Below are 21407 nucleotides of genomic sequence, written 5' to 3'. Positions count from 1 at the left end.
CGTCATTGCGTTCCATTCGTTATTATTTCAATTACGCGCAATATCAGCTTTTGCGGTTAATGATAAACGCCGCCAGCGCACGTAATGCAGCGGTATCAAACGGCACTTCGTCCAATGCCGACAGCGCTTGCTGGTAAAGTTCCTGCGCTTTTTGTTTGGCACCGTCCAGCCCGAGCAATTTCGGATAAGTACTTTTATCTGCGGCGATATCGGCGCCCACGGTTTTGCCGGTAATGCTGCTTTCGCCTTCAATATCCAAAATATCATCCTGTACTTGAAAAGCCAGTCCGATTGCGGCTGAATAGCGCACCAGCTGCTGTTCTAACCGGGCGTCGGCAAACTGTGGTGAACAGATAAACCCCGCTTTTAAGGCGGCAGAAAGCAGCGCGCCGGTTTTATTGCGGTGAATTTTCTCCAATTGCGCCAGCCCCACTTGTTGATGTTCGGCCATTAAATCCAGACTTTGCCCCAGACACATGCCATGCACACCAGACGCCTGCGCTAAATTCTCCACTAACGCCAGTTTTTGCTCGGCAGATAACGCCGGTGTCTGCGTAAGTATTTCAAACGCAAAGGTTTGCAGCGCATCGCCGGCTAAAATGGCTGTCGCTTCGTCAAAAGCAATATGACAGGTCGGCTGACCACGGCGCAGATTATCATTGTCCATTGCCGGCAGATCATCGTGAATCAGTGAATAAGCATGAACGGCTTCAATCCCAGCGGCGGCGTAATCTAACTGGGTCATCTGTGCTCCCAGCATTCGTCCGGTGGCATAAGTAAGAAAAGGTCTGACCCGTTTGCCGCCGAGCAACAAACCGTATTTCATGGCTTCTGCCAGCGGGGAAGGGCGGCTGTCGATAAGAGAAAGGCGATTGGCTAAAAACTGATTGATGCGCTGTTGCAGCTGCTGTAAATCCCGGGTAAATTGATACATACAATTCACTTGTCTATTCATTCGATTGATAATCACTTAATGCGGCGCTATCGCTTTTTTGCAGTAAAATTTGAATGCGCTGCTCGGCTTGCTGTAAACGTTCTTGCCCTTGCTGCGCAAGTTTGATGCCGGTTTCAAAATCTTTTAAGGCATCTTCTAGCGATAATTCGCCGCTTTCCAAACGGGAAACGACAGCTTCCAGCTGATTGAGGGTCGTTTCAAAATCTAATGCCGGTTTTTCTGCAGGCTTGCGTGCCATGTATTCATCCTTTAGCTCAAACTGATTGAAGTGAATCATTGTACTGTATTTTTAGATTATTGTTAAAAGATACTGCGGTTTTTGTGATAGATCTGACAGATTTTCATGCCAAACCGCGTGCCGAGAGAAAATAAAGCCCGAAATTTGCGTAATAACCACCGCACTTTCAGCATTGCCAAAAGGAAATTGGGGATTAACGCAAGATGTTGTACAATAGCGCGGTTTTTTATCTGACAATCAATGAAATATGAAATTTGTAATTAAACTTTTCCCCGAAATAATGATTAAAAGCGAAAGTGTGCGTAAACGCTTCGTAAAAATTCTGACCGGCAATATCCGCAATATTCTGCATAAATACGATGAGACAATTGCGGTGGTGCGCCATTGGGACTATATTGAAGTGCGGTCAAAAAATGAAGAAAATCGACCGCACTTAATTGAGCTGTTGCAGCGCATTCCCGGCATTCATCATTTTCTGGAAGTGGAAGAAATGCCTTTTGTAACGCTGCATGATATTTTTCAGCATACGTTGCGCCAGGTCGCCACTCAGCTGGAAAACAAAACCTTTTGTGTGCGCGTAAAACGTAAGGGAAAACATGCCTTCAGTTCGTTGGAGGCAGAACGCTATGTTGGCGGCGGGCTGAATCAGCATGTTGCCAGCGCCAAGGTAAAACTGACCAAGCCCGATGTGACGGTGCGCATTGATATTGAAGATGATCGGATGATGCTGATTAAGGCACGCCACGCAGGCATCGGCGGTTATCCTATCGGCACACAGGAAGATGTGTTGTCGCTGATTTCCGGCGGATTTGATTCCGGCGTATCAAGTTATATGCTGATTCGCCGCGGTTCTCGCGTGCATTACTGTTTTTTTAATCTGGGCGGGGCAGCCCATGAAATCGGGGTAAAACAGATGGCGTATCATCTGTGGCAGCGGTTTGGCAGTTCCCATAAAGTGCGTTTTGTGGCGATTAATTTTGAACCGGTGGTCGCCGAAATTCTGGAAAATGTGGATAACGGTCAAATGGGTGTGGTGCTGAAACGTATGATGGTGCGTGCAGCGAGCAAAGTGGCGGAGCGTTTTGCGATTCAGGCGATTGTTACCGGTGAGGCGCTCGGTCAAGTTTCCAGCCAGACGCTAACCAATTTGCGCTTGATCGATGAAGCCGCTCAAACCTTGGTATTGCGTCCGCTCATCAGCCATGATAAAGAGCAGATTATCGCCATGGCGAAAGAAATCGGTACCGATGATATTGCCAAATCCATGCCGGAGTTTTGCGGCGTGATTTCCAAAAATCCGACGGTAAAGGCGGTGAAAGCAAAAATTGAAGCGGAAGAAGCGCATTTTAATTTTGCGGTGCTGGAAAGTGCGGTGCAAAATGCGCAATATTTAGATATTCGTCAGATTGCCGAACAAACGGAAAAAGAAGTGGTCACCGTGGATACGGTTTCCGTTCTGGGCGCCAAAGATGTGATTTTGGACATCCGCAGTCCGGAGGAAAGCGATGAAAATCCGCTGGATGCAAGCCAGCAGCCGGTTATTGTGATGCCGTTTTATAAATTATCTTCACAGTTCGGTACGTTGGATCAGGATAAAAACTATGTGCTGTACTGCGAACGCGGCGTTATGAGTAAATTGCAGGCGTTATACTTGAAAGAGAACGGTTTTCTGAATGTGAAGGTGTTTCGTAAACCGTCCTGAGCAGGAATGCGGAGGAAAACAATGGGAAAGGTGCATAATAACGTTAGTCTGCGGGAAACGCTTTTTGCGCTGGCACTGACGCAATACGGCGCCGAAGCGGAATATTTATGGCGTACAGCGCCGGATGCAGCGGTTTTGCGGCATGCGGATAACCGCAAATGGTATGCCGTATTTATGTTGGTGGAACGGCAAAAACTCGGTCTTTCCGGAACGGGTAAAGTCGATATTATGAACGTAAAATGCGATCCCGTTTTGCACAGTACTTTTGTGGCGCAGCCGGGCTTTTTGCCTGGTTATCATATGCATCACGGGCATTGGCTGAGCGTAATGTTGGACGGTTCGGTAGATAAGGAAACGGCTATTTTTCTACTCAACAGCAGTTTTGATCTGACTGCCAGCCGCACTACCCATAAACAATTCGGCATCACCCGCTATACCGAATGGCTGGTTCCCGCCAACCCGAAATATTATGATATCGAACGTCAATTTAATGAACACGACGTGATCTACTGGAAACAGAGCAGCAATATCGCCGTTGATGATACGGTGTATATTTATGTTGCCGCGCCAAGTTCGGCGCTGCGCTATAAATGTCGGGTGCTAGAAGTGAATATTCCACGCGAGTATGAAAAAGGCGATTTGCGCATTAAACGGGTGATGCGGATACAATGTTTGCGAAAATATGAACCGCACTTATTCGGACGGGACAAACTGCGCGAATTCGGCATATCTGCGGTGCGTGGTCCGCGCCACATGCCGAGCGCATTGAGTCAGGAAATCGCGCGCGTAACCGAAAACGAACAAGCGCCATGATGCAGTTTCGCCTTTAAGGATAATCCAACTCGCCCAGCAAATCATCAATCGCTTTGCATAATAATGTTCGGTCGTGTCGGTAGCTGATGTCGTCAGCTCTGAGCCGGCGCGCCGTGATTTTGACCGGACTGAGTGCATAATCTTGGTTTGGGTCAAATTGCACCACCGCACCGTCGATGATAGGTTTACCCACGGTGTCATTGATCCAGTTAATCCGATCCTGTAATGATAAGGTCGCGGCGGGGCTGCGTTCGATCCCCAAATTATCAATAAAGATTTTTTTCGCTGTACTCTGTTTAAGCACCTCAGCAATCTCGCTTAGCAAAATTGGCGGCATAATGCTGGTGAGAAAACTGCCCGGTCCGAACAGAATCACTTCGGCATTTTTTAACGCATTCACCGCTTCCGGCGTGGCTTGCACCAGCGGAACCAGAAAAATCGATTTCGGCAGCTCGGTTAGCTGATCGATCCCCACTTCGCCCACAATGCTGGAACCGGAATGCAGCGTTGCCGCCAAATGCACCGGGCTTTCCGACATTGGCACGATAAAAGATTTCACCCGCAGCAGATCACGAATCAGATTCACCCCTTCGGTTGGGCGAATATGCATATTTTCCAGCGCTTTCAGCATTAAATTGCCCAGATTGTGCCCGGCAAGCTCGCCGACGCCGGAAAAACGGTATTCAAACAGGGAAGACGCGGTGCTGGGTTGCGTAATAATCTGATTCAGACAATTACGCAGATCACCCCAAGCGATACCGCCCTGATCGGTGCGAATACGACCGGTCGAACCGCCGTTATCCGTAGTGGTGACAATGCCGGTCAGTCGTTCCTGCATAAAACTCAAGGCAGACATGACACGACCTAAGCCGTGACCGCCACCAATTGCGGCGATGGCGTTGACTTCATCTAAATTTTCATGACGACTATGACGTATTAAATCGACCATTATCTTTCCTTCGCACAAGATATTAAGTTAGCGACATATTTGTGTGTCCGGCGACGAACCGCCCGTTTCCGGCGGCTAGTATTCCAAACATCGACTAAGAAGTAAAGTCAAGTGCGAACGGCGGCACCAAGTTGCAATAAAAAGAATTTCGCTATATAAATTATTACATAATTGATTTACAAGATATTTTTGTATTTTGTTAACTGGATCAAATTTCCGTGATGTATTAAAATAGCCGAGTATTTTACAATATGAAACAAATTTATCGCATCACTCCGAGCTTGTCAGCCTAAGTTTTTGTTGTTTCGGTCAGCGGAAATAAGGCGGCAATGCCAGCAACCGTTGCGGTTGCTCAGGGATAATGCTGGAAACGGCTTGTCCTCTCATGTTTTAGAAAGGTGTCAAATGCAACAAACCATTCCGATTAACCATGTCGGTGGCGGGTGCTTGGTCGATCCGTTCCGACGTGAATACTATTATTTGCGGCTGTCCGTCACGGATGTCTGCAATTTTCGTTGTAACTATTGTTTGCCCAACGGCTACCGTCCTGAATCCCATAAACCGCGTTTTCTCAGTCTGCCGGAAATCGAGCGGGTGGTGTGCGCATTTGCTCAATTAGGCACGCAGAAAGTCCGTATTACTGGCGGTGAACCCACATTACGCCAAGATTTTCTCGCGATTATTGAATCCGTCTGGCGCCAACAAGGAATTCGGCATATTGCCTTAACCACAAACGGCTTTCGTATGGCAAAAGACGTTGCAGACTGGAAAGCGGCGGGCATTACTTCGATTAATGTCAGTGTGGACAGCCTGAATCCGCGCATGTTTCATTCGATTACCGGCGTTAACAAATTCGACGATGTTATGCGCGGTATCGAACGGGCATTTGCGGCGGGCTATCAGAAAATCAAAGTCAATTCCGTGTTGATGAAATCGCTCAACGATAAAGAATTTGACGCCTTTCTCGCTTGGATCAAAGACAAACCGATCCAAATGCGCTTTATCGAATTAATGCAGACCGGCGATATGGATCGCTTTTTTCATCAGTATCATCTTTCCGGGCAGGTGCTAGCGGATAAATTACAGCGCACCGGCTGGCAATTACAGCAACGCACGTATTTAGACGGACCGGCGAAAGTGTTTCGTCATCCTGATTATGTGGGCGAAATCGGCTTGATCATGCCTTATGAAAAAAATTTCTGTGCCAGCTGCAACCGGCTGCGGGTCTCGGCAAAGGGAAAATTGCACTTATGCCTGTTCGGTGAAGCGGGTATTGAATTGCGCGATTTGTTGCAGTCGGACGAACAGCAGGCGTTATTACAGGCGCGTATCTTTGCCGCATTGCAGGGAAAACGCGAGCATCATTTTTTACATCAGGGCGACAGCGGGGTGAGAAATCATCTGGCGAGCATCGGCGGCTAAGCGGAGGAAACGACTAATGACCGCATTCACTCATATCAACAGCAACGGCGAAGCCAACATGGTGGACGTTTCAGGCAAACAGGAAAGCGTAAGGGAAGCGCGCGCGGAAGCATTGGTGACAATGTCACAGGACACGCTACAAACGATTATGGCGGGCAAACATCATAAGGGCGATGTTTTTGCCACCGCGCGTATCGCCGGGATTCAGGCGGCTAAACGCACCTGGGAATTAATTCCGTTGTGTCATCCTTTATTATTATCCAAAGTGGAAGTGAACCTGAACGTGTTGCCGCACACCAATCAGGTACGTATCGAAAGCAGATGCAAATTAAGCGGCAAAACCGGCGTTGAAATGGAAGCGTTGACCGCCGCATCCGTTGCCGCACTGACTATTTACGATATGTGCAAAGCGTTACAGAAAGATATTGTCATCGAACATATCCGTTTATTGGAAAAGTGCGGTGGAAAATCAGGACATTTTATTGCCCAAAAACCCCAGGAAATCCCATGTTAAAAGTATTATTTTTTGCACAGACTCGAGAGATTCTCGGCGTTGATGAATTAAATCTAAACGCAGAATTCGCCACTGCAGAGGCGTTGCGCTGCCATTTGGCGGCGAAAGGGGAGCGCTGGGCGTTGGCTTTACAGCAAGACAAATTACTGGTGGCGATTAATCAGACCCTATCGCCGTTGGAAAGTGCGGTGAAATCCGGCGATGAAATCGCCTTTTTCCCGCCGGTGACCGGAGGTTGAGATGACAAACGTACGGATTGCCGTGCAGCAACAGCCTTTCGATCAACATGCGGTGTACCAATGGCTGACCGAACCGACATCGGTTGGGGCGGCGGTTGTGTTTGTGGGCAAGGTGCGCGATTTGAATTTAGGTAATCAGGTATCAAGTTTATATCTTGAGCATTATCCGGCAATGACGGAAAAAGCGCTGAAAGAGATTGTTACACAGGCGCAAAGCCGTTGGGATATTCAACGCGTCTGGCTGATTCATCGGGTCGGTTTGCTACATACCGGGGATGAAATCGTGCTGGTTGGTGTCAGTTCCGCACACCGTGGTGATGCTTATCATGCCAATGAATTCATTATGGATTACCTGAAAACCCAGGCGCCGTTTTGGAAAAAAGAATGCACGGACAGCGGTGAACGTTGGTTGGAACCGCGGGAAAGCGATGCGGATGCGCAACAGAAATGGACACAAAACTGACCGCACTTTTTCACCATATTGCTTATTCTTAAACGACGGGCGCAGGTTTCCCCCCGCCCGTTTGCTTTTTTCGTTTACGCAATGTGCGCAAACGCCTGCTGTAAATCAGTCAGAATATCCTGGATATTTTCAATCCCGCAGGATAAACGCACCAGTCCCGGTGAAATATGCGCGTCTTCAAGCGCTTGTTCGCTCAGTTGACGATGTGTAGAACTGGCCGGATGCAGTGCGCAAGTGCGAATATCGGCCACATGCACTTCGCGCGAGATGATTTTTAATCCGTTCAGCCAATCAATCGCCGCCTGTTTGCCGCCTTTAATTTCAAACGAAATCACGCCGCACAGACCGTTCGGGACATATTTTTGTTTCAGCGCGTAATCCGGCGAACTTGTCAGCGCCGGGTAATTCACTGATTTCACCTGCGGATGCGTGCTCAGATATTCGGCAACTGTGAGGGCATTGCGATAATGTGCCTGCATACGCAGCGGTAAGGTTTCCAGCCCCAGGTTCAGCAGAAAACTGTTTTGTGGCGCCGGTGTTGCACCTAAATCGCGCATAAGTTGTACGCGGGCTTTAACGATATATGCGGCGGCGCCGAAGGCTTGTGTATAAATTAATCCGTGATAGCTTTCGTCCGGTTGTGTAAATTGCGGATAGCGACCGTTATGCCAGTTAAAATTGCCGCCGTCAATCACCGCACCGCCAAGCGCGACCGCATGCCCGTCCAGATATTTGGTTGTACTGTGAATCACAATGTTGGCGCCGAATTCAAAAGGACGGCAGAAATACGGCGTGGCGAAAGTATTATCAATCAGTAACGGCGACTGCGCTTTGCGGGCAAGTTGGGCGAATTTCTCAATATCTAAAATACGCAGTTCGGGATTGGCGATGGTTTCGCCAAAAACCGCTTTGGTGTTTGGTTGAATCGCTTTTTCCAATTCTGCCAGCGGCAGATTTTGATCAACAAAAGTGACCGAAATGCCCATTTTTTTCAGCGTATGGGCGAAAAGATTATAGGTGCCGCCATAAATGGAGGAGGCGGAAATAAAATGATCGCCAGCTTCCAGCACATTTAGCAATGCATAAAAACTGGCCGCCTGTCCCGAGGCGGTACAAAGTGCGCCGACCCCGCCCTCAAGTGCGGCGAGTTTTTCCTCCACCGAAGCGGTAGTAGGATTGGCAAGCCGGGTATAAAAATATCCCGCTTTTTTTAAATCGAATAACTCGCCGATATCTTCTGCCGTATCATAGGTAAACGTGGTACTTTGTACAATCGGCGGCACGCGAGATTCGCCGTTTTGTGGCGAATATCCGGCATGTAAACAAGCGGTTTCAAATTGCATAGAATCTCCTTTTAATCACAAACGGTATCGGCAAAAAAGCCTAAAATATTAACCGCACTTTCGGCGAAACCATCGCCAATCCCGAACTTCAGGTATCTGTGCGATTATCCGCAAAAAAATACCCGATCACAAATATCGGCATGCCGGGTCGGATACGCGGTACTATACTCTCGGATCGGAATGGGCTAAAACCTCCGCCGTTTGCGCGGCTCTGAATTCAGTTAAACGCGCTGCAATGGCAGGATCAAATGCCGCCAGAATTTGTGCCGCCAACAAGCCGGCATTTGCTGCACCGGCAGGACCGATCGCCAGTGTGCCGACCGGAATGCCTTTCGGCATTTGCACAATCGAATATAAACTGTCTATACCGCTTAACATTGCGCTTTTTACCGGCACACCCAATACCGGCACAATCGTTTTTGCTGCGATCATGCCCGGTAAATGTGCCGCCCCCCCGGCACCAGCAATAATCACTTTATAGCCGTTTTGCACCGCACTTTCGGCGAAGCGGAAAAGTTTGTCCGGTGTGCGGTGTGCTGAGACGATGTCAACCTGATAAGGCAAGTTTAGCCGGTCAAGTATCTCGGCGGCTTCTTGCATCGTCGCCCAGTCGCTTTTTGAACCCATTACAATGGCAATTTGTGGAGCTGTCATAAGGTTATTTTCCTGTCATTAAAAAACTGCGCTAGCATAGCATAAAGCGCAATTTAAGCAAACGGTTGCGTTTTGCAGTGCGCTGAATTCAACGATTGGATTTGCCGCAAATCTATTCTTTTGGCGCCGATTTCTATGAATCGGATCACAAAAATAAAATTTGCCGTGTTTATTTCCTTATATATTGAGGGGATAATACGGCGGTTACGAACAGGACAATAATGAGGAGAGCTTGTATGAAATTGAAAAAACTGGCGCTATGCACGCTTTTGGCATGCGGCGTTTCAACAGGATTTGCGGCGCAGCTGCCGAACATTACCATTCTGGCTACCGGCGGCACCATTGCCGGCAGCGGAAAAAGTGCGGTCGGTTCCGAATATCAGGCGGGGCAGCTGACTATTGACACACTAATTGAAGCGGTGCCGGAAATGAAGGAAATTGCAAATATTAGCGGAGAACAAGTGGTTAAAATCGGTTCTCAAGATATGAGCGATGAGGTGTGGTTAAAGCTGGTTAAAACCATTAACAACCAGTGCCGGAATACGGACGGTTTTGTTATCACCCATGGCACCGATACCATGGAAGAAACCGCGTATTTTCTGGATATGACGGTCAAATGCGAAAAACCGGTGGTATTAGTCGGCGCAATGCGCCCGGCAACGGAAAAAAGTGCCGACGGACCGTTGAATTTGTATAATGCGGTGGTGGTTGCGGCGGATAAAAAATCTGCCGGACGCGGCGTGCTGGTAGCGATGAACGGCGCGGTTTTAGGTGCCAGAGATGTGACCAAAACCAGCACCACGGCGGTACAGACCTTTTCCTCGCCAAATTTCGGCGCGTTAGGTTATATCCATAACAGCAAAGTGGATTACGAACGTTCGCCGGAAAGTCGGCATACCGTCAATACGCCGTTTCATGTTGATAATCTGGATAAATTGCCGAAAGTCGGTATTATTTATGCCTATTCCAATATGCCGACTGAACCGCTGCAAGCCTTATTGGATGCGGGTTATCAGGGCATTGTGGCAGCCGGTGTTGGCAACGGCAATGTCAACGCTGCAAATCTGACGCTGCTGGCGCAGGCGGCTAAAAACGGGGTTGCGGTGGTGCGTTCTTCTCGGGTACCGACAGGTTATACCACCCGTGATGCGGAAGTGGATGACAGCCAATACGGTTTCAGCGCATCCGGCACCCTCAACCCGCAAAAAGCACGCGTATTGCTGCAACTAGCTCTCACCCAAACGCAGGATCCAAAAGTGATTCAGCAGTATTTTGAGCAGTTTTAACGGTTGAAAGTGCGGTGAAATTTTATGAATTTTTTCACCGCACTTTTATTACCCGTCTAGGAAATGGCGCAGAAAAACACACTGTGAGCAAACGAAATCCCGCTTGCAACTTGAGCTTAAAAATCATATCCTAACGGCAATTTTTCCATTCCATTTCTGGTTGTATTTTAGGTCGTTGCTATGCTCGCTAAAGCTAAATATAGAAAAGATTATAAAACCCCCGATTTTACCGTTACCGATATCTACCTTGATTTTCAACTTGACCCACAAAAAACCGTCGTTACGGCAACAAGCCGATTTCAGCGTTTAAATTCTGATGCCGAAACATTGCGTTTGGACGGGCAGGGATTTCAGTTTGCCTCAATCCGCTTAAACGGTAAAGTGTTTAAGGATTATCAACAAAATAACGAAAGCCTGACCTTGAATTTAACCGCACAGGAGGCGGAACAGTTTGAGCTGGAGATCGTGACCAATTTGGCGCCGGCGGACAATACCTCCTTACAGGGGCTGTATCAATCGGGCGATGCACTGTGCACGCAATGTGAAGCGGAAGGTTTCCGTCAAATTACCTATATGCTAGACAGACCGGATGTGTTGGCCCGTTATACCACCAAAATTACCGCCGATAAAAGCAAATATCCTTATTTGCTGTCTAACGGCAATCGCATTGCCAGCGGTGAAACTCAAGACGGGCGTCATTGGGTGGAATGGCAGGATCCTTTTCCAAAACCGAGCTACTTATTTGCTTTAGTCGCTGGCGATTTCGATTTGCTACGCGATAAGTTTACGACTAAAAGCGGCAGAGAAGTGGCGCTGGAACTGTATGTGGATCGTGGCAATCTGAACCGTGCCGATTGGGCAATGCAAAGCCTGAAAAAAGCGATGAAATGGGATGAACAACGTTTCGATCTGGAATACGATTTGGATATTTATATGATCGTGGCGGTGGATTTCTTCAATATGGGCGCCATGGAAAATAAAGGGCTGAATATTTTTAATTCTAAATATGTGTTGGCAAACCCGCAAACCGCAACAGACGACGATTATTTGGCGATTGAAAGTGTGATTGCGCACGAATATTTTCACAACTGGACGGGGAACCGCGTCACCTGCCGCGACTGGTTTCAGCTAAGTCTGAAAGAAGGGTTGACGGTTTTTCGTGATCAGGAATTTTCGTCCGATACCGGATCGCGGGCAGTTAATCGCATTAATAATGTGAAGTTTCTACGCACCGTGCAGTTTGCCGAAGACGCAAGCCCGATGTCGCATCCGATTCGCCCGGAAAAAGTGATCGAAATGAATAACTTTTATACCATGACAGTGTATGAAAAAGGCGCGGAAGTGATTCGCATGCTGCATACCTTGTTGGGGGAACAAGGTTTTCAGGCTGGGATGAAGCGGTATATCGCGGAAAACGACGGCAAAGCGGCAACCTGTGAGGATTTTGTTTCCGCCATGGAGCGGGCAACGGGGGCGGATTTAAACCAGTTTCGCCGTTGGTACAGTCAATCCGGTACGCCGGAGCTGACGGTTAGTGACAGTTATGATGAAAAACAGCATATTTATCGTTTGCATGTCTCGCAGATCACTCCGCCAACCGCTGATCAAATGGATAAAGTCAATTTGCATATTCCGTTGAAAATCGCGTTGTATGATGAAAACGGCATTGCTCAAGCATTGCAGCACGACGGTCAGGCGGTGAGTGATGTGCTGGATGTTGTGCATAAAGATCAGACTTTTGAGTTCCATAACATTTACAGTCGTCCGGTGCCAGCATTGTTATGTGATTTCTCTGCGCCGGTCAAACTGGATTATGATTACACTACTAACCAATTGATTACACTGCTGAAATTCGCTAAAAATGATTTCGTCCGTTGGGATGCGGTGCAAATGCTGTTCAATGCGGAGTTACGTCGTAACTTATCCAATTATCAACAAGCATTGACCCTTGATTTTTCTGCGGAAATTCTGACCGCACTTTATCAGGTGTTGGAGCACTATCAACAAGACCCGGCGTTAACCTGTCTGATTTTAACGCTGCCGAAAGAAACGGAATTTGCCGAGTTATTTAAAATTATTGATCCGGACGGCATTACCGCGGTTCGTGATTTTATGCAGCGCACTATTGCCGATAATCTGAAAGAATTACTGCTGAAAACCTATAACCGAATTCGCTTGGAAGAATACCGTGTTGAGCAGCATGATATGGCATTGCGCGGTTTGCGTAATCTGTGTTTGAATTATCTGGCTTATACCACATTGGGTAATAATTTGGTCAACAAACATTATCTCTATGCCGATAATATGACCGACAGCCTTGCCGCGCTAAATGCCGCGACCAAGGCACAGCTTGCCTGCCGTGAAAATCTGTTGCGCGATTTTGAGCAAAAATGGCGGCAAGACGGGCTGGTAATGGACAAATGGTTTGCCTTACAGGCGAGCCGTCCGGATGAACATATCCTGCATGAAGTGGTGCAGTTAATGGATCATCCGAGTTTTAATTTTAATAATCCTAACCGAGTACGTGCTTTAATCGGTACTTTTACGGCACAAAATCTGAAAGCGTTCCATGCCGCTGACGGTTCGGGCTATCGTTTTTTAACGGATATTTTAATCCGCCTGAATGAAAAAAATCCGCAGGTGGCTTCACGTTTGATTGAACCGCTGATCCGTTTTGCGCGTTATGATGCCCAAAGACAAACCTTGATGAAACGAGCGTTGGAACGTTTAAGTGAAGTGGATAATCTGTCTAAAGATTTGTATGAAAAGATAGAAAAAGCACTGCGCTAACCGCCTGATAATTTCAACACGGCGGATTGTCTAACCTCTGAAAAGTGCGGTAAAATTAACCGCACTTTCGATTAATTTTGCGGCGGACCCAGTGTCCGCCTTTATAATCATCATCTCCGAGAGATAAACGACTATGTATTCATTGATCAGAAAAGCGATTTTTTCCCTTGATGCGGAAAATGCCCATGATTTAACCATCCAATTACTGAAAATCGCCGGCAATTCACCGCTGCAACCCTTAATGAAAGCGGCGCTGGCTTGCCCGAAAGGCAATGAAAAAACCGTGATGGGGATTACTTTTAAAAATCCGATTGGACTGGCGGCGGGCGCCGATAAAAACGCGGAAGCCATTGATGGTTTCGGTGCAATGGGATTCGGTTTTATTGAGGTCGGCACCGTCACACCGCTGGCACAAGACGGAAATCAGAAACCGCGTCAGTTTCGTCTGATTGAAGCCGAGGGCATTATCAACCGTAACGGTTTCAATAATAAAGGAATCGATTATGTGGTGGAAAATGTCAAAAAAGCGAAATATCGCGGTGTTATCGGTATCAATATCGGGAAAAATAAAACCACTCCGATTGAAAGGGGAAAAGAGGATTATATTTACTGCCTGAACAAAGCCTACAATTACGCTGGCTATATTACGGTAAACATTTCCTCGCCGAACACACCGGATTTGCGCCGATTGCAATATGGCGAGGCGCTGGAAGATTTATTACAGGGCATTAAAGCGCGCCAGAAAGTGTTGGCTGAGCAATATAATAAATATGTACCGATCGCGGTTAAAATTGCGCCGGATTTAACTGAAGCGGAAGTGGTGCAGATTGCCGATACCTTGCGTCGTTATGCCATAGACGGCGTCATTGCAACCAATACCACCATTTCGCGTGATGCGGTCACCGGATTAAAACACGCCCAGGAAACTGGCGGTCTGAGCGGAAAACCGCTACAACATAAAAGCACTGAAATCATCGCGCGCCTCCATCAAGAATTACAAGGTGATATTCCGATTATCGGCAGCGGTGGCATTGACGGTGTAGCAAACGCACAGGAAAAAATGAATGCCGGCGCCGCCTTGCTACAGATTTATTCAGGTTTGATTTACCACGGTCCGGCACTGGTTAAAGCCTTGGTAAAGGCGATTAAATAGCGGAATGGTTTGTAACCATAACATTTGAGAAATCCACCGCACTTGATACTTTATTTTTAGGAGCCTCATGACGAAAGTCTATGATTTACATTGCCACAGTAGTGCGTCAGACGGCGTGTTGACGCCGGCGCAGGTGGTGCTGCGTGCGGTTGAGCAAGGGGTGAACGTGCTGGCATTAACCGATCACGATACGACGGCGGGATTACCTGAAGCGCGAACGCAGGCGGCATTAGCAGGGATTAGGCTAATTAGCGGGGTGGAAATTTCTACCGCATGGGAAAACCGGGCAATTCATATTGTCGGACTTCACATTGATGAAACGCATGAAAAAATGACCGCACTTTTAGCGGAGCAGGCTCAAAAACGTCATCAACGCGCCATTGAGATCGGCGATAAGCTGGCAAAAGCGGGAATTCCCGATGCGTTTGCGCAGGCGTGCAAACTCACCGCAGGAGAAGTCACCCGCGCTCATTATGCCCGCTATCTGGTGCAGATTGGCAAAGTATCCAACGAAGGGCAGGCGTTTAAGCGATATCTTGCGCAGGGCAAATCTGCGTATGTGAAAGCGCAATGGGCGGATATTCCTACCGCCATTGAAGTGATTCATCAGGCGGGCGGGGTAGCGGTATTGGCACATCCGCTGCGTTATACGTTAACCGCGAAATGGGTAAAAAAGCTCATTGCCGCGTTTAAACAATGGGGTGGTGATGGGCTGGAAGTAGCAGGTTGCGGACAGACGAATGATCAACGTCAGCTATTAGCCCGCTGGGCGGTGGAATTCGATTTATTCGGTTCTGTCGGCTCGGATTTTCATTATCCTTGTGGCTGGGTGGAATTGGGACGCTCACTGCAACTGCCCGAACATTGCCCGCCGATTTGGCAGCTTTGGGAATAAAAAAGTTGGTGCGATAAAAATAACCTGCGCCCAACTTTAACGCGCACAAGCTGTTTTAGTCAAAATGCACCTTGTTGTTAAATTTTAATTTATTGATTTTATTTATAAAATCATAAAAGCACGGCGTGAGTTCGCAGTTATCCCCACATCGGCTTGGTTATTTTGATATTCGTCTTATGCTATCTTGCAATGGTATATTTAGGCGCGTGATAACTAAAAATTTTAGGCTATTTCTTGGAAATCCCTATAGGGTTTGTGGTAAAATAAACGCCCTTTTTATGAAATTACCCAAGGTCGTCGGAGGAATAGATGACAAGCGCTGCAAATAAACGTTCAATAATGACTCTTTTTTCTGATAAAACAGATATTTACTGCCACCAAGTACGCATCGTACTGGCGGAAAAAGGGGTTGCTTATGAAACGGAAATTGTAGATCCGCAAGCATTATCGGAAGACTTAATGGAATTAAATCCTTATGGCACGCTACCGACGTTGGTTGACCGTGATCTTGTTCTGTTTAACTCCCGAATTATTATGGAATATCTTGATGAGCGTTTTCCTCATCCGCCGTTAATGCCGGTTTATCCCGTAGCACGTGGTAAAAGCCGTCTGTTAATGATGCGTATAGAACAGGATTGGTACCCGGTGTTGGTAAAAGCGGAAACTGGTTCGAGCGCCGAACGCGCAAAGGCATTGAAACAGTTAAAAGAAGAAATTTTAGCCATTGCGCCGATTTTTAATCAAACCGCATATTTTATGAGTGAAGAATTCAGCTTGGTAGATTGCTACATTGCGCCGCTATTATGGCGAATGCAGCAATTAGGCGTAGAGTTTACCGGCGCTGGCAGTAAAGCGGTGAAAGCCTATATTGAGCGAGTTGCTCAGCGCGATTCGTTTTTACAGTCGGTGGGCGAGTCCGCACCTAAAAACCTGATGGATGAGAAATAAGGATAACACTGATGCAACATCGATCCTCACCTAAGCGTCCTTATTTATTGAGAGCCTATTATGACTGGTTAGTGGATAATGATTTCACGCCGTATTTGGTTGTGGATGCAACGTATTTCGGGGTGAAAGTGCCGGTTGAATATGTAAAAGACGGACAAATTGTATTAAATTTATCTGCCAACGCCACCGGAAATTTACAGCTTACCAATGACTTTATCCAGTTTAACGCTCGTTTTCGCGGTATTCCGCAGGATATTTATATTCCAATGGGGGCGGCACTGGCTATTTATGCTCGCGAAAACGGCGATGGCGTAATGTTTGAACCCGAAGCCGCTTATGATGAGTCGGATAGTGAAATAAACGTCGAACAGCCGTTGGATTTTACCGACGCGGTAGATAAGCCAAGTACAGAAAATAGTTCTGCAAAAGCTAAGGTTAAAAACAAATCCACTTCTCATCTGAGAATTATCAAATAGAAAATTCTTCTCTAATTTGAACCGCACTTCGGCGGTATTGATAAAAATAACGTGCAGATTGTACAAAAAAGTAAGGGCGGATATCATATCCGCCCGTTATGTTGGAGTTATTAGAAGTTTGCGTTGCGCGGTGAACGCGGGAACGGGATCACTTCACGAATGTTTTGTAAACCGGTCACATACACAATCAAACGCTCAAAGCCTAAACCGAAACCTGAATGCGGTACGGTGCCATATTTACGCAAATCACGATACCACCAATAATCTTGCGGATTTAAGCCCATTTCAGCCATACGCTTATCCAGCACGTCTAAACGTTCTTCACGCTGTGAACCACCGATAATTTCACCGATGCCCGGCGCTAAGACATCCATTGCCGCAACGGTTTTACCGTCGTCATTTAAACGCATATAGAACGCTTTGATTTCTTTCGGGTAATTTTTTACCACGACCGGTGATTTAAAGTATTCTTCCGCAAGATAGCGTTCGTGTTCGGAAGACAGATCAATGCCCCAAGCCACCGGGAACTCGAATTTCTTACCTGATTTTAATAGAATCTCAATGGCATCGGTGTAATCAATTTGGGCAAAATCAGAATGAACAAAATGTTCCAAACGGGAAATCACATCTTGATCGACGTGTTTTGCAAAAAATGCCAAATCATCCCGACGCTCGTTTAAGACCGCGCGAAAGACATATTTCAGCATATCTTCCGCAAGTTTTGCATTGTCATTTAGATTAGCGAAAGCAACCTCCGGTTCAATCATCCAAAATTCGGCCAAATGACGGGTCGTATTTGAGTTTTCGGCGCGGAACGTCGGACCGAAGGTATAGATTTTGCTTAATGCGCAAGCATAGGTTTCGCCGTTAAGCTGTCCGGATACGGTTAAAAATGATTCTTTACCGAAAAAATCTTGCGAAAAATCCACCGCACCTTGCGCATTACGCGGTAAGTTTTCTAGATCTAACGTGGAAACACGAAACATTTCGCCGGCGCCTTCGGTATCGGAGGCGGTGATTAACGGTGTGGCAACCCAATAAAAGCCTTGCTCGTGAAAGAAACGGTGAATAGCTTGCGCCAAGCAATGACGCACACGGGCAACCGCGCCGATAATATTGGTACGCGGACGCAAATGCGCCACTTCGCGCAAATATTCAATACTGTGACGTTTGGCCGCCATCGGATACGTATCGGGATCTTCCACCCAGCCGACGACTTCTACGCGGCTTGCTTGCATCTCAACCGCCTGCCCCTGCGCCGGCGATTCTACCACGGTACCGGTTACAATCACGGAACACCCGGTAGTTAAACGCAGAATTTCATTTTCGTAATTGGCTATATCATTATTAGCGATCACCTGAATCGGATCAAAACACGAACCGTCATAAACGGCTAAAAAAGAAAGCCCGGCTTTGGAGTCGCGACGGGTGCGAATCCAGCCGCGTACTGTGACGCTGTCGCCGATAGCGATTTTACCCTGCAATACATCAACAATTGATGCGATTTTTGTCATATCCACCTCAGATTAAATAATTTCGAATAAAAACCCGCTTAGTTTACCGCAAGTCAGTTAAATTACCAAAATGAATTCATTTTTTGTTTTTGTGACTTAGCACACATAATTGGAGTAAAAATCTTGTTTTTAAGCGCTTAACTGGTATAAATGAAATAATTTTATGGTATAAATTAAATAGAGCATGATATGACCAAGGTAAGAAGAGAAGATAAATTACCGTTAAAATTAAAACAGTTAGGTAAAATTTACCGTTTAATTGAACAGTTTGAAGAGATTTCACGCATTGATTTATCCAAATTATCCCGCTTAGCTCCCGCCACAATTACCGCATTAACCCGTAAGCTGATAGAAGAAAATCTTATCATTGAAAGAGCGGTACGAAATACGGAAACCCGAGGACGCCCGGCAGTAGGGTTGTGTGTCTCGCCGTTTTATTGGCAATCCTTATGCGCAATTTTATTTGAAGATCGCTTTAATATCCTGCTATACGGGCTGGACGGTTCATTACTGCAACAAATCGATTATCCTTTAACCGAGGCGGACTTAACCCGGTTGGATCAGGTTTTGCTTCAGTGCCTGAAACAATTTACCCTGCAAATCAAGCCGCAATTAAATCACCCGATCACCTTTTCTATCGCGGTTGTCGGGGAACTGGATCGCCGTACCAATAAATTGTGCCGTCTGGGGCAAACTAGACTGGAACTGGATTTAAAAGCATTATTTGAACCGCACTTTAATATCCCGGTTCTTGTGACGGAATATTTTCAAGATTGGTTATTGGCGGAGGGAACCTTAGGCAGTGTAATCGGCTGTGATAACGTGCTTTTTGTCCAGCTAGATGATGTCATCAATCTGAATGTGCTGTCACAAGGTAAAATTCTGTATGACAAATCGCGCATGAATATCGATCGCATGATAGTGCCGAAATTGAGCGCACTACAGGACGGATTACATCCGAATTTACCGGAAGTCACCCGCTATCAGGCAAGTCGCCAAATTACTCACGATGCGATTTATCAACTGACGGATCAGTTTTATCCGAACAACGCCTTGCCCAATAATGCCGAAAAAATTCAGTTTTTATGCCAAAAAGCGCAGCAAGGGGAGCGTCCGGCAATAGATATTTTATATCATATCGCCGACGTGCTGGCTTATTTGCTGATGAACCTGGTTAATCTCTTTGCCTCGCAAAAGATTATGCTTAGCACCAGTTTATTGACGGCTAAGGATATTTTTTTACCGCGGCTGAACGCCCGTTTAAGCGATTATCTCAAACCTTATAAACACAAATCCGAAGTGATTGTCAGCCAATATGACTGGAAAAGCCCGATTGTGATTACCGCCGCAGTCAAACAGGGGATTTATGACGGCAGTTTGCTGGCGCATTTAATTCAAGATAAACGATAAAATGCATCAAATCTTGTGTTAGCTCAATATCCGTAACTAAAAATTCCTTTAGAATCCCTCCGAACAACATAACAAGAGGAAGGATAATGAGCAGCTTTTTTGTCACCGGTACGGATACCAATGTCGGTAAAACCATTTCCAGCCGTGCGATTATTCAGGCGTTACAGCATGCAGGAATTCAGATTGTCGGTTACAAACCTGTTGCCTGCGGTCAGGATGAGCCAGTTTATACGGAAACACAACGCTTCTTTGAAAGTGATTATGGCTTGGAAAATAATCCGGATGTACTGACATTAATGAATTCCACCAATGAGAATGTCAGTTATCAGGATATCAACAGCTACAGTTTTGAGCACACCCTGCCGATGTTAACGGCAGAAAGCGAACGGATTGATATTAATAAAATCAATACGGATTTGGATCGTTTGGTCGGCAGTTACCAATCCGTTCTAGTTGAAGGCGCCTTTGGCTGGCTGACACCGATAAATAAAGATTACACCTTCGCCGATTGGGCAAAAAGTCGGAATATGCCAGTGGTATTGGTGGTCGGTATTAAAGAAGGTTGCATTAATCATTCGTTATTAACCGTACAGTCAATACAACAGTCGGGGCTACCGCTAATCGGATGGATTGCCAATCGAATTAACCCGGGATTAGGGCATTATGCCGAAATTATCGATATGCTAAGCGCAAAAATTGATGCACCGTTATTAGGAAAGATTCCTTATGTGCATAAACCGGAAATCCAGGAGTTGGGGCAATATATTACCAATATTGAACGCTTGACTTATCTGCAAACCGAGCTGGTGAAATAGCCATTGATAGCAAAGTGCCCGTTAATTCAATAGATTTAGCGGTTTTTTGGCATGATTTCTTCCTAAAAAAACCATTTTTCGGATAAAAATTAACCGCACTTTGCTACCAATAAAGATTTACATAGTCTAACACTTCATTTACAGAAAATTTTATTCTCAATATATTCAATGGGTTAATTTCTTATTTTTAGTTTTTTCAGCGGTTATATCAAATATTTTCAGTGAAAAAATGCAAATAAGAGTTCCCTTTCAAAAAAAATTGTTACACAATAGCACCCAGCGCAGACCGAGTTTGTGCATTATGATGATTTAATCAATTATAGGAGTAATGATGAAAAAATCACTATTAGCAGCCTTAGTGTTAGGTGCGACATTAACAGTAACCGGTTGTTTCGATAAAAAAGATGACGCTTCACAGCAGGTTGAACATGCCAAAGATAGCGTATCCGAAGCTAAAGAAGCCGTTTCTCAGGCTGCGGCGGATGTTAAAGACGCGACTGTCGCGAAAGCGAAAGAAGCTAAAGATGCAGTGATGGACAAAGCTGCCGAAATGAAAGATGCCATGTCGGATAAAGCCGCTGAAGCTAAAGACGCAATGTCAGATAAAACTGAAGCAGCAAAAGACAGTGCTCAGGAAATGAAAGATGCTGCCGCAGAAAAAGCTGAAGAGATCAAACAGGATGCTCAAGAGCTAAAAGATTCTGCAGCAGAGAAAGCGGCTGAAATGAAAGACGCCGCTGATGAAAAAGCAGCAGAAGTAAAAGATGCGGTAAAATCCGAATAATTTTTACACTTGGTTGTGAAAGCAAAGGCCGGAGAAGGTGTTCC

At 46.3% G+C, this 21407-nt stretch carries 21 protein-coding genes and 1 riboswitch; of the genes, 15 read left to right on the top strand and 6 right to left on the bottom strand.

All coding sequences use genetic code 11. The features are described from left to right. Positions 1-43: 43 nt before the first annotated feature. Positions 44-934, bottom strand: coding sequence for a (2E,6E)-farnesyl diphosphate synthase (gene ispA / locus BN3349_RS05960; RefSeq protein ID WP_040976422.1), 891 nt, complete (start codon positions 932-934; stop codon positions 44-46). A gap of 13 nt (positions 935-947) precedes the next feature. After that, positions 948-1193 (bottom strand): exodeoxyribonuclease VII small subunit, encoded by a 246-nt coding sequence (gene xseB / locus BN3349_RS05955; RefSeq protein WP_040976421.1) that lies wholly within the window; start codon positions 1191-1193, stop codon positions 948-950. A gap of 247 nt (positions 1194-1440) precedes the next feature. Between xseB and thiI the strand changes: the two genes are divergently transcribed. Continuing rightward, on the top strand, positions 1441-2895 hold the full coding sequence (thiI, locus tag BN3349_RS05950) for a tRNA uracil 4-sulfurtransferase ThiI (protein WP_040976420.1): 1455 nt from the start codon (positions 1441-1443) through the stop codon (positions 2893-2895). Positions 2896-2916: 21 nt separating this feature from the next. Continuing rightward, on the top strand, positions 2917-3708 hold the full coding sequence (locus BN3349_RS05945; RefSeq protein WP_048736334.1) for an MmcQ/YjbR family DNA-binding protein: 792 nt from the start codon (positions 2917-2919) through the stop codon (positions 3706-3708). A gap of 13 nt (positions 3709-3721) precedes the next feature. Here BN3349_RS05945 and BN3349_RS05940 read toward each other — a convergent pair whose 3' ends face one another. Next, on the bottom strand, positions 3722-4657 hold the full coding sequence (locus tag BN3349_RS05940) for a gluconeogenesis factor YvcK family protein (RefSeq protein WP_040976419.1): 936 nt from the start codon (positions 4655-4657) through the stop codon (positions 3722-3724). A 261-nt stretch (positions 4658-4918) separates the two neighbouring features. Continuing rightward, a riboswitch (molybdenum cofactor riboswitch) is annotated at positions 4919-5074 on the top strand. On the opposite strand from BN3349_RS05940, the gene moaA reads away from it, so the two are divergent. From moaA to moaE, 4 genes are all read left to right on the top strand, one after another. Then, on the top strand, positions 5063-6079 hold the full coding sequence (gene moaA / locus BN3349_RS05935; protein WP_040976418.1) for a GTP 3',8-cyclase MoaA: 1017 nt from the start codon (positions 5063-5065) through the stop codon (positions 6077-6079). Its footprint overlaps the riboswitch before it by 12 nt. A 16-nt stretch (positions 6080-6095) precedes the next feature. Next, the gene (gene moaC, locus BN3349_RS05930; RefSeq protein WP_040976417.1) at positions 6096-6593 is read left to right on the top strand and encodes a cyclic pyranopterin monophosphate synthase MoaC; all 498 of its coding nucleotides are present in this window, start codon (positions 6096-6098) and stop codon (positions 6591-6593) included. Beyond that, positions 6587-6832 (top strand): molybdopterin synthase sulfur carrier subunit, encoded by a 246-nt coding sequence (gene moaD / locus BN3349_RS05925; RefSeq protein WP_040976416.1) that lies wholly within the window; start codon positions 6587-6589, stop codon positions 6830-6832. The genes moaC and moaD overlap by 7 nt, the downstream gene beginning before the upstream one ends. A 1-nt stretch (position 6833) precedes the next feature. Further along, positions 6834-7295 (top strand): molybdopterin synthase catalytic subunit MoaE, encoded by a 462-nt coding sequence (gene moaE, locus BN3349_RS05920; protein ID WP_040976415.1) that lies wholly within the window; start codon positions 6834-6836, stop codon positions 7293-7295. 74 nt (positions 7296-7369) lie between these two features. Here moaE and BN3349_RS05915 read toward each other — a convergent pair whose 3' ends face one another. Further along, positions 7370-8638: an O-acetylhomoserine aminocarboxypropyltransferase/cysteine synthase family protein gene (locus tag BN3349_RS05915; protein ID WP_040976414.1), complete on the bottom strand. Its 1269-nt coding sequence runs from the start codon at positions 8636-8638 to the stop codon at positions 7370-7372. A 162-nt stretch (positions 8639-8800) separates the two neighbouring features. After that, positions 8801-9292: a 5-(carboxyamino)imidazole ribonucleotide mutase gene (gene purE, locus BN3349_RS05910; protein ID WP_040976413.1), complete on the bottom strand. Its 492-nt coding sequence runs from the start codon at positions 9290-9292 to the stop codon at positions 8801-8803. A 236-nt stretch (positions 9293-9528) separates the two neighbouring features. Here purE and ansB point away from each other — a divergent pair, with 236 nt between their 5' ends. The 6 genes from ansB to BN3349_RS05880 all read left to right on the top strand — a co-directional run bounded on the left by ansB (position 9529) and on the right by BN3349_RS05880 (position 16840). Next, positions 9529-10578 (top strand): L-asparaginase 2, encoded by a 1050-nt coding sequence (gene ansB / locus BN3349_RS05905; RefSeq protein WP_040976412.1) that lies wholly within the window; start codon positions 9529-9531, stop codon positions 10576-10578. Between the two features lie 180 nt (positions 10579-10758). Beyond that, complete coding sequence (gene pepN, locus BN3349_RS05900; RefSeq protein WP_040976411.1) at positions 10759-13368, top strand: aminopeptidase N; 2610 nt, start codon at positions 10759-10761, stop codon at positions 13366-13368. A 133-nt stretch (positions 13369-13501) separates the two neighbouring features. Further along, positions 13502-14521, top strand: coding sequence for a quinone-dependent dihydroorotate dehydrogenase (gene pyrD / locus BN3349_RS05895; RefSeq protein ID WP_040976410.1), 1020 nt, complete (start codon positions 13502-13504; stop codon positions 14519-14521). A gap of 67 nt (positions 14522-14588) precedes the next feature. Then, positions 14589-15416, top strand: coding sequence for an RNase RNM (rnm, locus tag BN3349_RS05890; RefSeq protein WP_040976409.1), 828 nt, complete (start codon positions 14589-14591; stop codon positions 15414-15416). A 309-nt stretch (positions 15417-15725) separates the two neighbouring features. Continuing rightward, the gene (gene sspA, locus BN3349_RS05885) at positions 15726-16364 is read left to right on the top strand and encodes a stringent starvation protein SspA (RefSeq protein ID WP_032109027.1); all 639 of its coding nucleotides are present in this window, start codon (positions 15726-15728) and stop codon (positions 16362-16364) included. Between the two features lie 11 nt (positions 16365-16375). After that, positions 16376-16840: a ClpXP protease specificity-enhancing factor gene (locus tag BN3349_RS05880; RefSeq protein ID WP_040976408.1), complete on the top strand. Its 465-nt coding sequence runs from the start codon at positions 16376-16378 to the stop codon at positions 16838-16840. Positions 16841-16950: 110 nt separating this feature from the next. Here the strand turns inward: BN3349_RS05880 and asnS are convergent, their stop codons facing one another. After that, positions 16951-18354: an asparagine--tRNA ligase gene (asnS, locus tag BN3349_RS05875; RefSeq protein WP_040976407.1), complete on the bottom strand. Its 1404-nt coding sequence runs from the start codon at positions 18352-18354 to the stop codon at positions 16951-16953. A 189-nt stretch (positions 18355-18543) separates the two neighbouring features. On the opposite strand from asnS, the gene BN3349_RS05870 reads away from it, so the two are divergent. The 3 genes from BN3349_RS05870 to BN3349_RS05860 all read left to right on the top strand — a co-directional run bounded on the left by BN3349_RS05870 (position 18544) and on the right by BN3349_RS05860 (position 21363). Beyond that, positions 18544-19764: an ROK family protein gene (locus BN3349_RS05870; protein ID WP_040976406.1), complete on the top strand. Its 1221-nt coding sequence runs from the start codon at positions 18544-18546 to the stop codon at positions 19762-19764. Positions 19765-19850: 86 nt separating this feature from the next. Then, positions 19851-20579 carry a dethiobiotin synthase gene (bioD, locus tag BN3349_RS05865; RefSeq protein ID WP_040976405.1) on the top strand — a complete coding sequence of 243 codons (729 nt, stop codon included), beginning with the start codon at positions 19851-19853 and terminating at the stop codon, positions 20577-20579. A 331-nt stretch (positions 20580-20910) separates the two neighbouring features. Then, positions 20911-21363: a hypothetical protein gene (locus tag BN3349_RS05860; protein WP_040976404.1), complete on the top strand. Its 453-nt coding sequence runs from the start codon at positions 20911-20913 to the stop codon at positions 21361-21363. The last annotated feature ends 44 nt before the right edge of the window (positions 21364-21407 follow it).

Origin of the sequence: Necropsobacter massiliensis (assembly GCF_000827595.2) — a bacterium.
GTDB classification, from domain to species: Bacteria; Pseudomonadota; Gammaproteobacteria; order Enterobacterales; family Pasteurellaceae; genus Necropsobacter; species Necropsobacter massiliensis.
The sequence above is the reverse complement of the archived record's forward strand: the minus strand, read 5'-3'. Positions and strand labels throughout refer to the sequence as shown.

Coding starts and splice junctions, on each gene's coding strand:
- moaD (WP_040976416.1), top strand. CDS start 6,587: ATGTTAAAAGTATTATTTTTTGCACAGACTCGAGAGATTCTCGGCGTT.
- bioD (WP_040976405.1), top strand. CDS start 19,851: ATGAGCAGCTTTTTTGTCACCGGTACGGATACCAATGTCGGTAAAACC.
- moaC (WP_040976417.1), top strand. CDS start 6,096: ATGACCGCATTCACTCATATCAACAGCAACGGCGAAGCCAACATGGTG.
- thiI (WP_040976420.1), top strand. CDS start 1,441: ATGAAATTTGTAATTAAACTTTTCCCCGAAATAATGATTAAAAGCGAA.
- BN3349_RS05860 (WP_040976404.1), top strand. CDS start 20,911: ATGAAAAAATCACTATTAGCAGCCTTAGTGTTAGGTGCGACATTAACA.
- pepN (WP_040976411.1), top strand. CDS start 10,759: ATGCTCGCTAAAGCTAAATATAGAAAAGATTATAAAACCCCCGATTTT.
- purE (WP_040976413.1), bottom strand. CDS start 9,292: ATGACAGCTCCACAAATTGCCATTGTAATGGGTTCAAAAAGCGACTGG.
- BN3349_RS05940 (WP_040976419.1), bottom strand. CDS start 4,657: ATGGTCGATTTAATACGTCATAGTCGTCATGAAAATTTAGATGAAGTC.
- BN3349_RS05880 (WP_040976408.1), top strand. CDS start 16,376: ATGCAACATCGATCCTCACCTAAGCGTCCTTATTTATTGAGAGCCTAT.
- BN3349_RS05870 (WP_040976406.1), top strand. CDS start 18,544: ATGACCAAGGTAAGAAGAGAAGATAAATTACCGTTAAAATTAAAACAG.
- ispA (WP_040976422.1), bottom strand. CDS start 934: ATGTATCAATTTACCCGGGATTTACAGCAGCTGCAACAGCGCATCAAT.
- BN3349_RS05915 (WP_040976414.1), bottom strand. CDS start 8,638: ATGCAATTTGAAACCGCTTGTTTACATGCCGGATATTCGCCACAAAAC.
- sspA (WP_032109027.1), top strand. CDS start 15,726: ATGACAAGCGCTGCAAATAAACGTTCAATAATGACTCTTTTTTCTGAT.
- pyrD (WP_040976410.1), top strand. CDS start 13,502: ATGTATTCATTGATCAGAAAAGCGATTTTTTCCCTTGATGCGGAAAAT.
- ansB (WP_040976412.1), top strand. CDS start 9,529: ATGAAATTGAAAAAACTGGCGCTATGCACGCTTTTGGCATGCGGCGTT.
- xseB (WP_040976421.1), bottom strand. CDS start 1,193: ATGGCACGCAAGCCTGCAGAAAAACCGGCATTAGATTTTGAAACGACC.
- rnm (WP_040976409.1), top strand. CDS start 14,589: ATGACGAAAGTCTATGATTTACATTGCCACAGTAGTGCGTCAGACGGC.
- asnS (WP_040976407.1), bottom strand. CDS start 18,354: ATGACAAAAATCGCATCAATTGTTGATGTATTGCAGGGTAAAATCGCT.
- moaE (WP_040976415.1), top strand. CDS start 6,834: ATGACAAACGTACGGATTGCCGTGCAGCAACAGCCTTTCGATCAACAT.
- moaA (WP_040976418.1), top strand. CDS start 5,063: ATGCAACAAACCATTCCGATTAACCATGTCGGTGGCGGGTGCTTGGTC.
- BN3349_RS05945 (WP_048736334.1), top strand. CDS start 2,917: ATGGGAAAGGTGCATAATAACGTTAGTCTGCGGGAAACGCTTTTTGCG.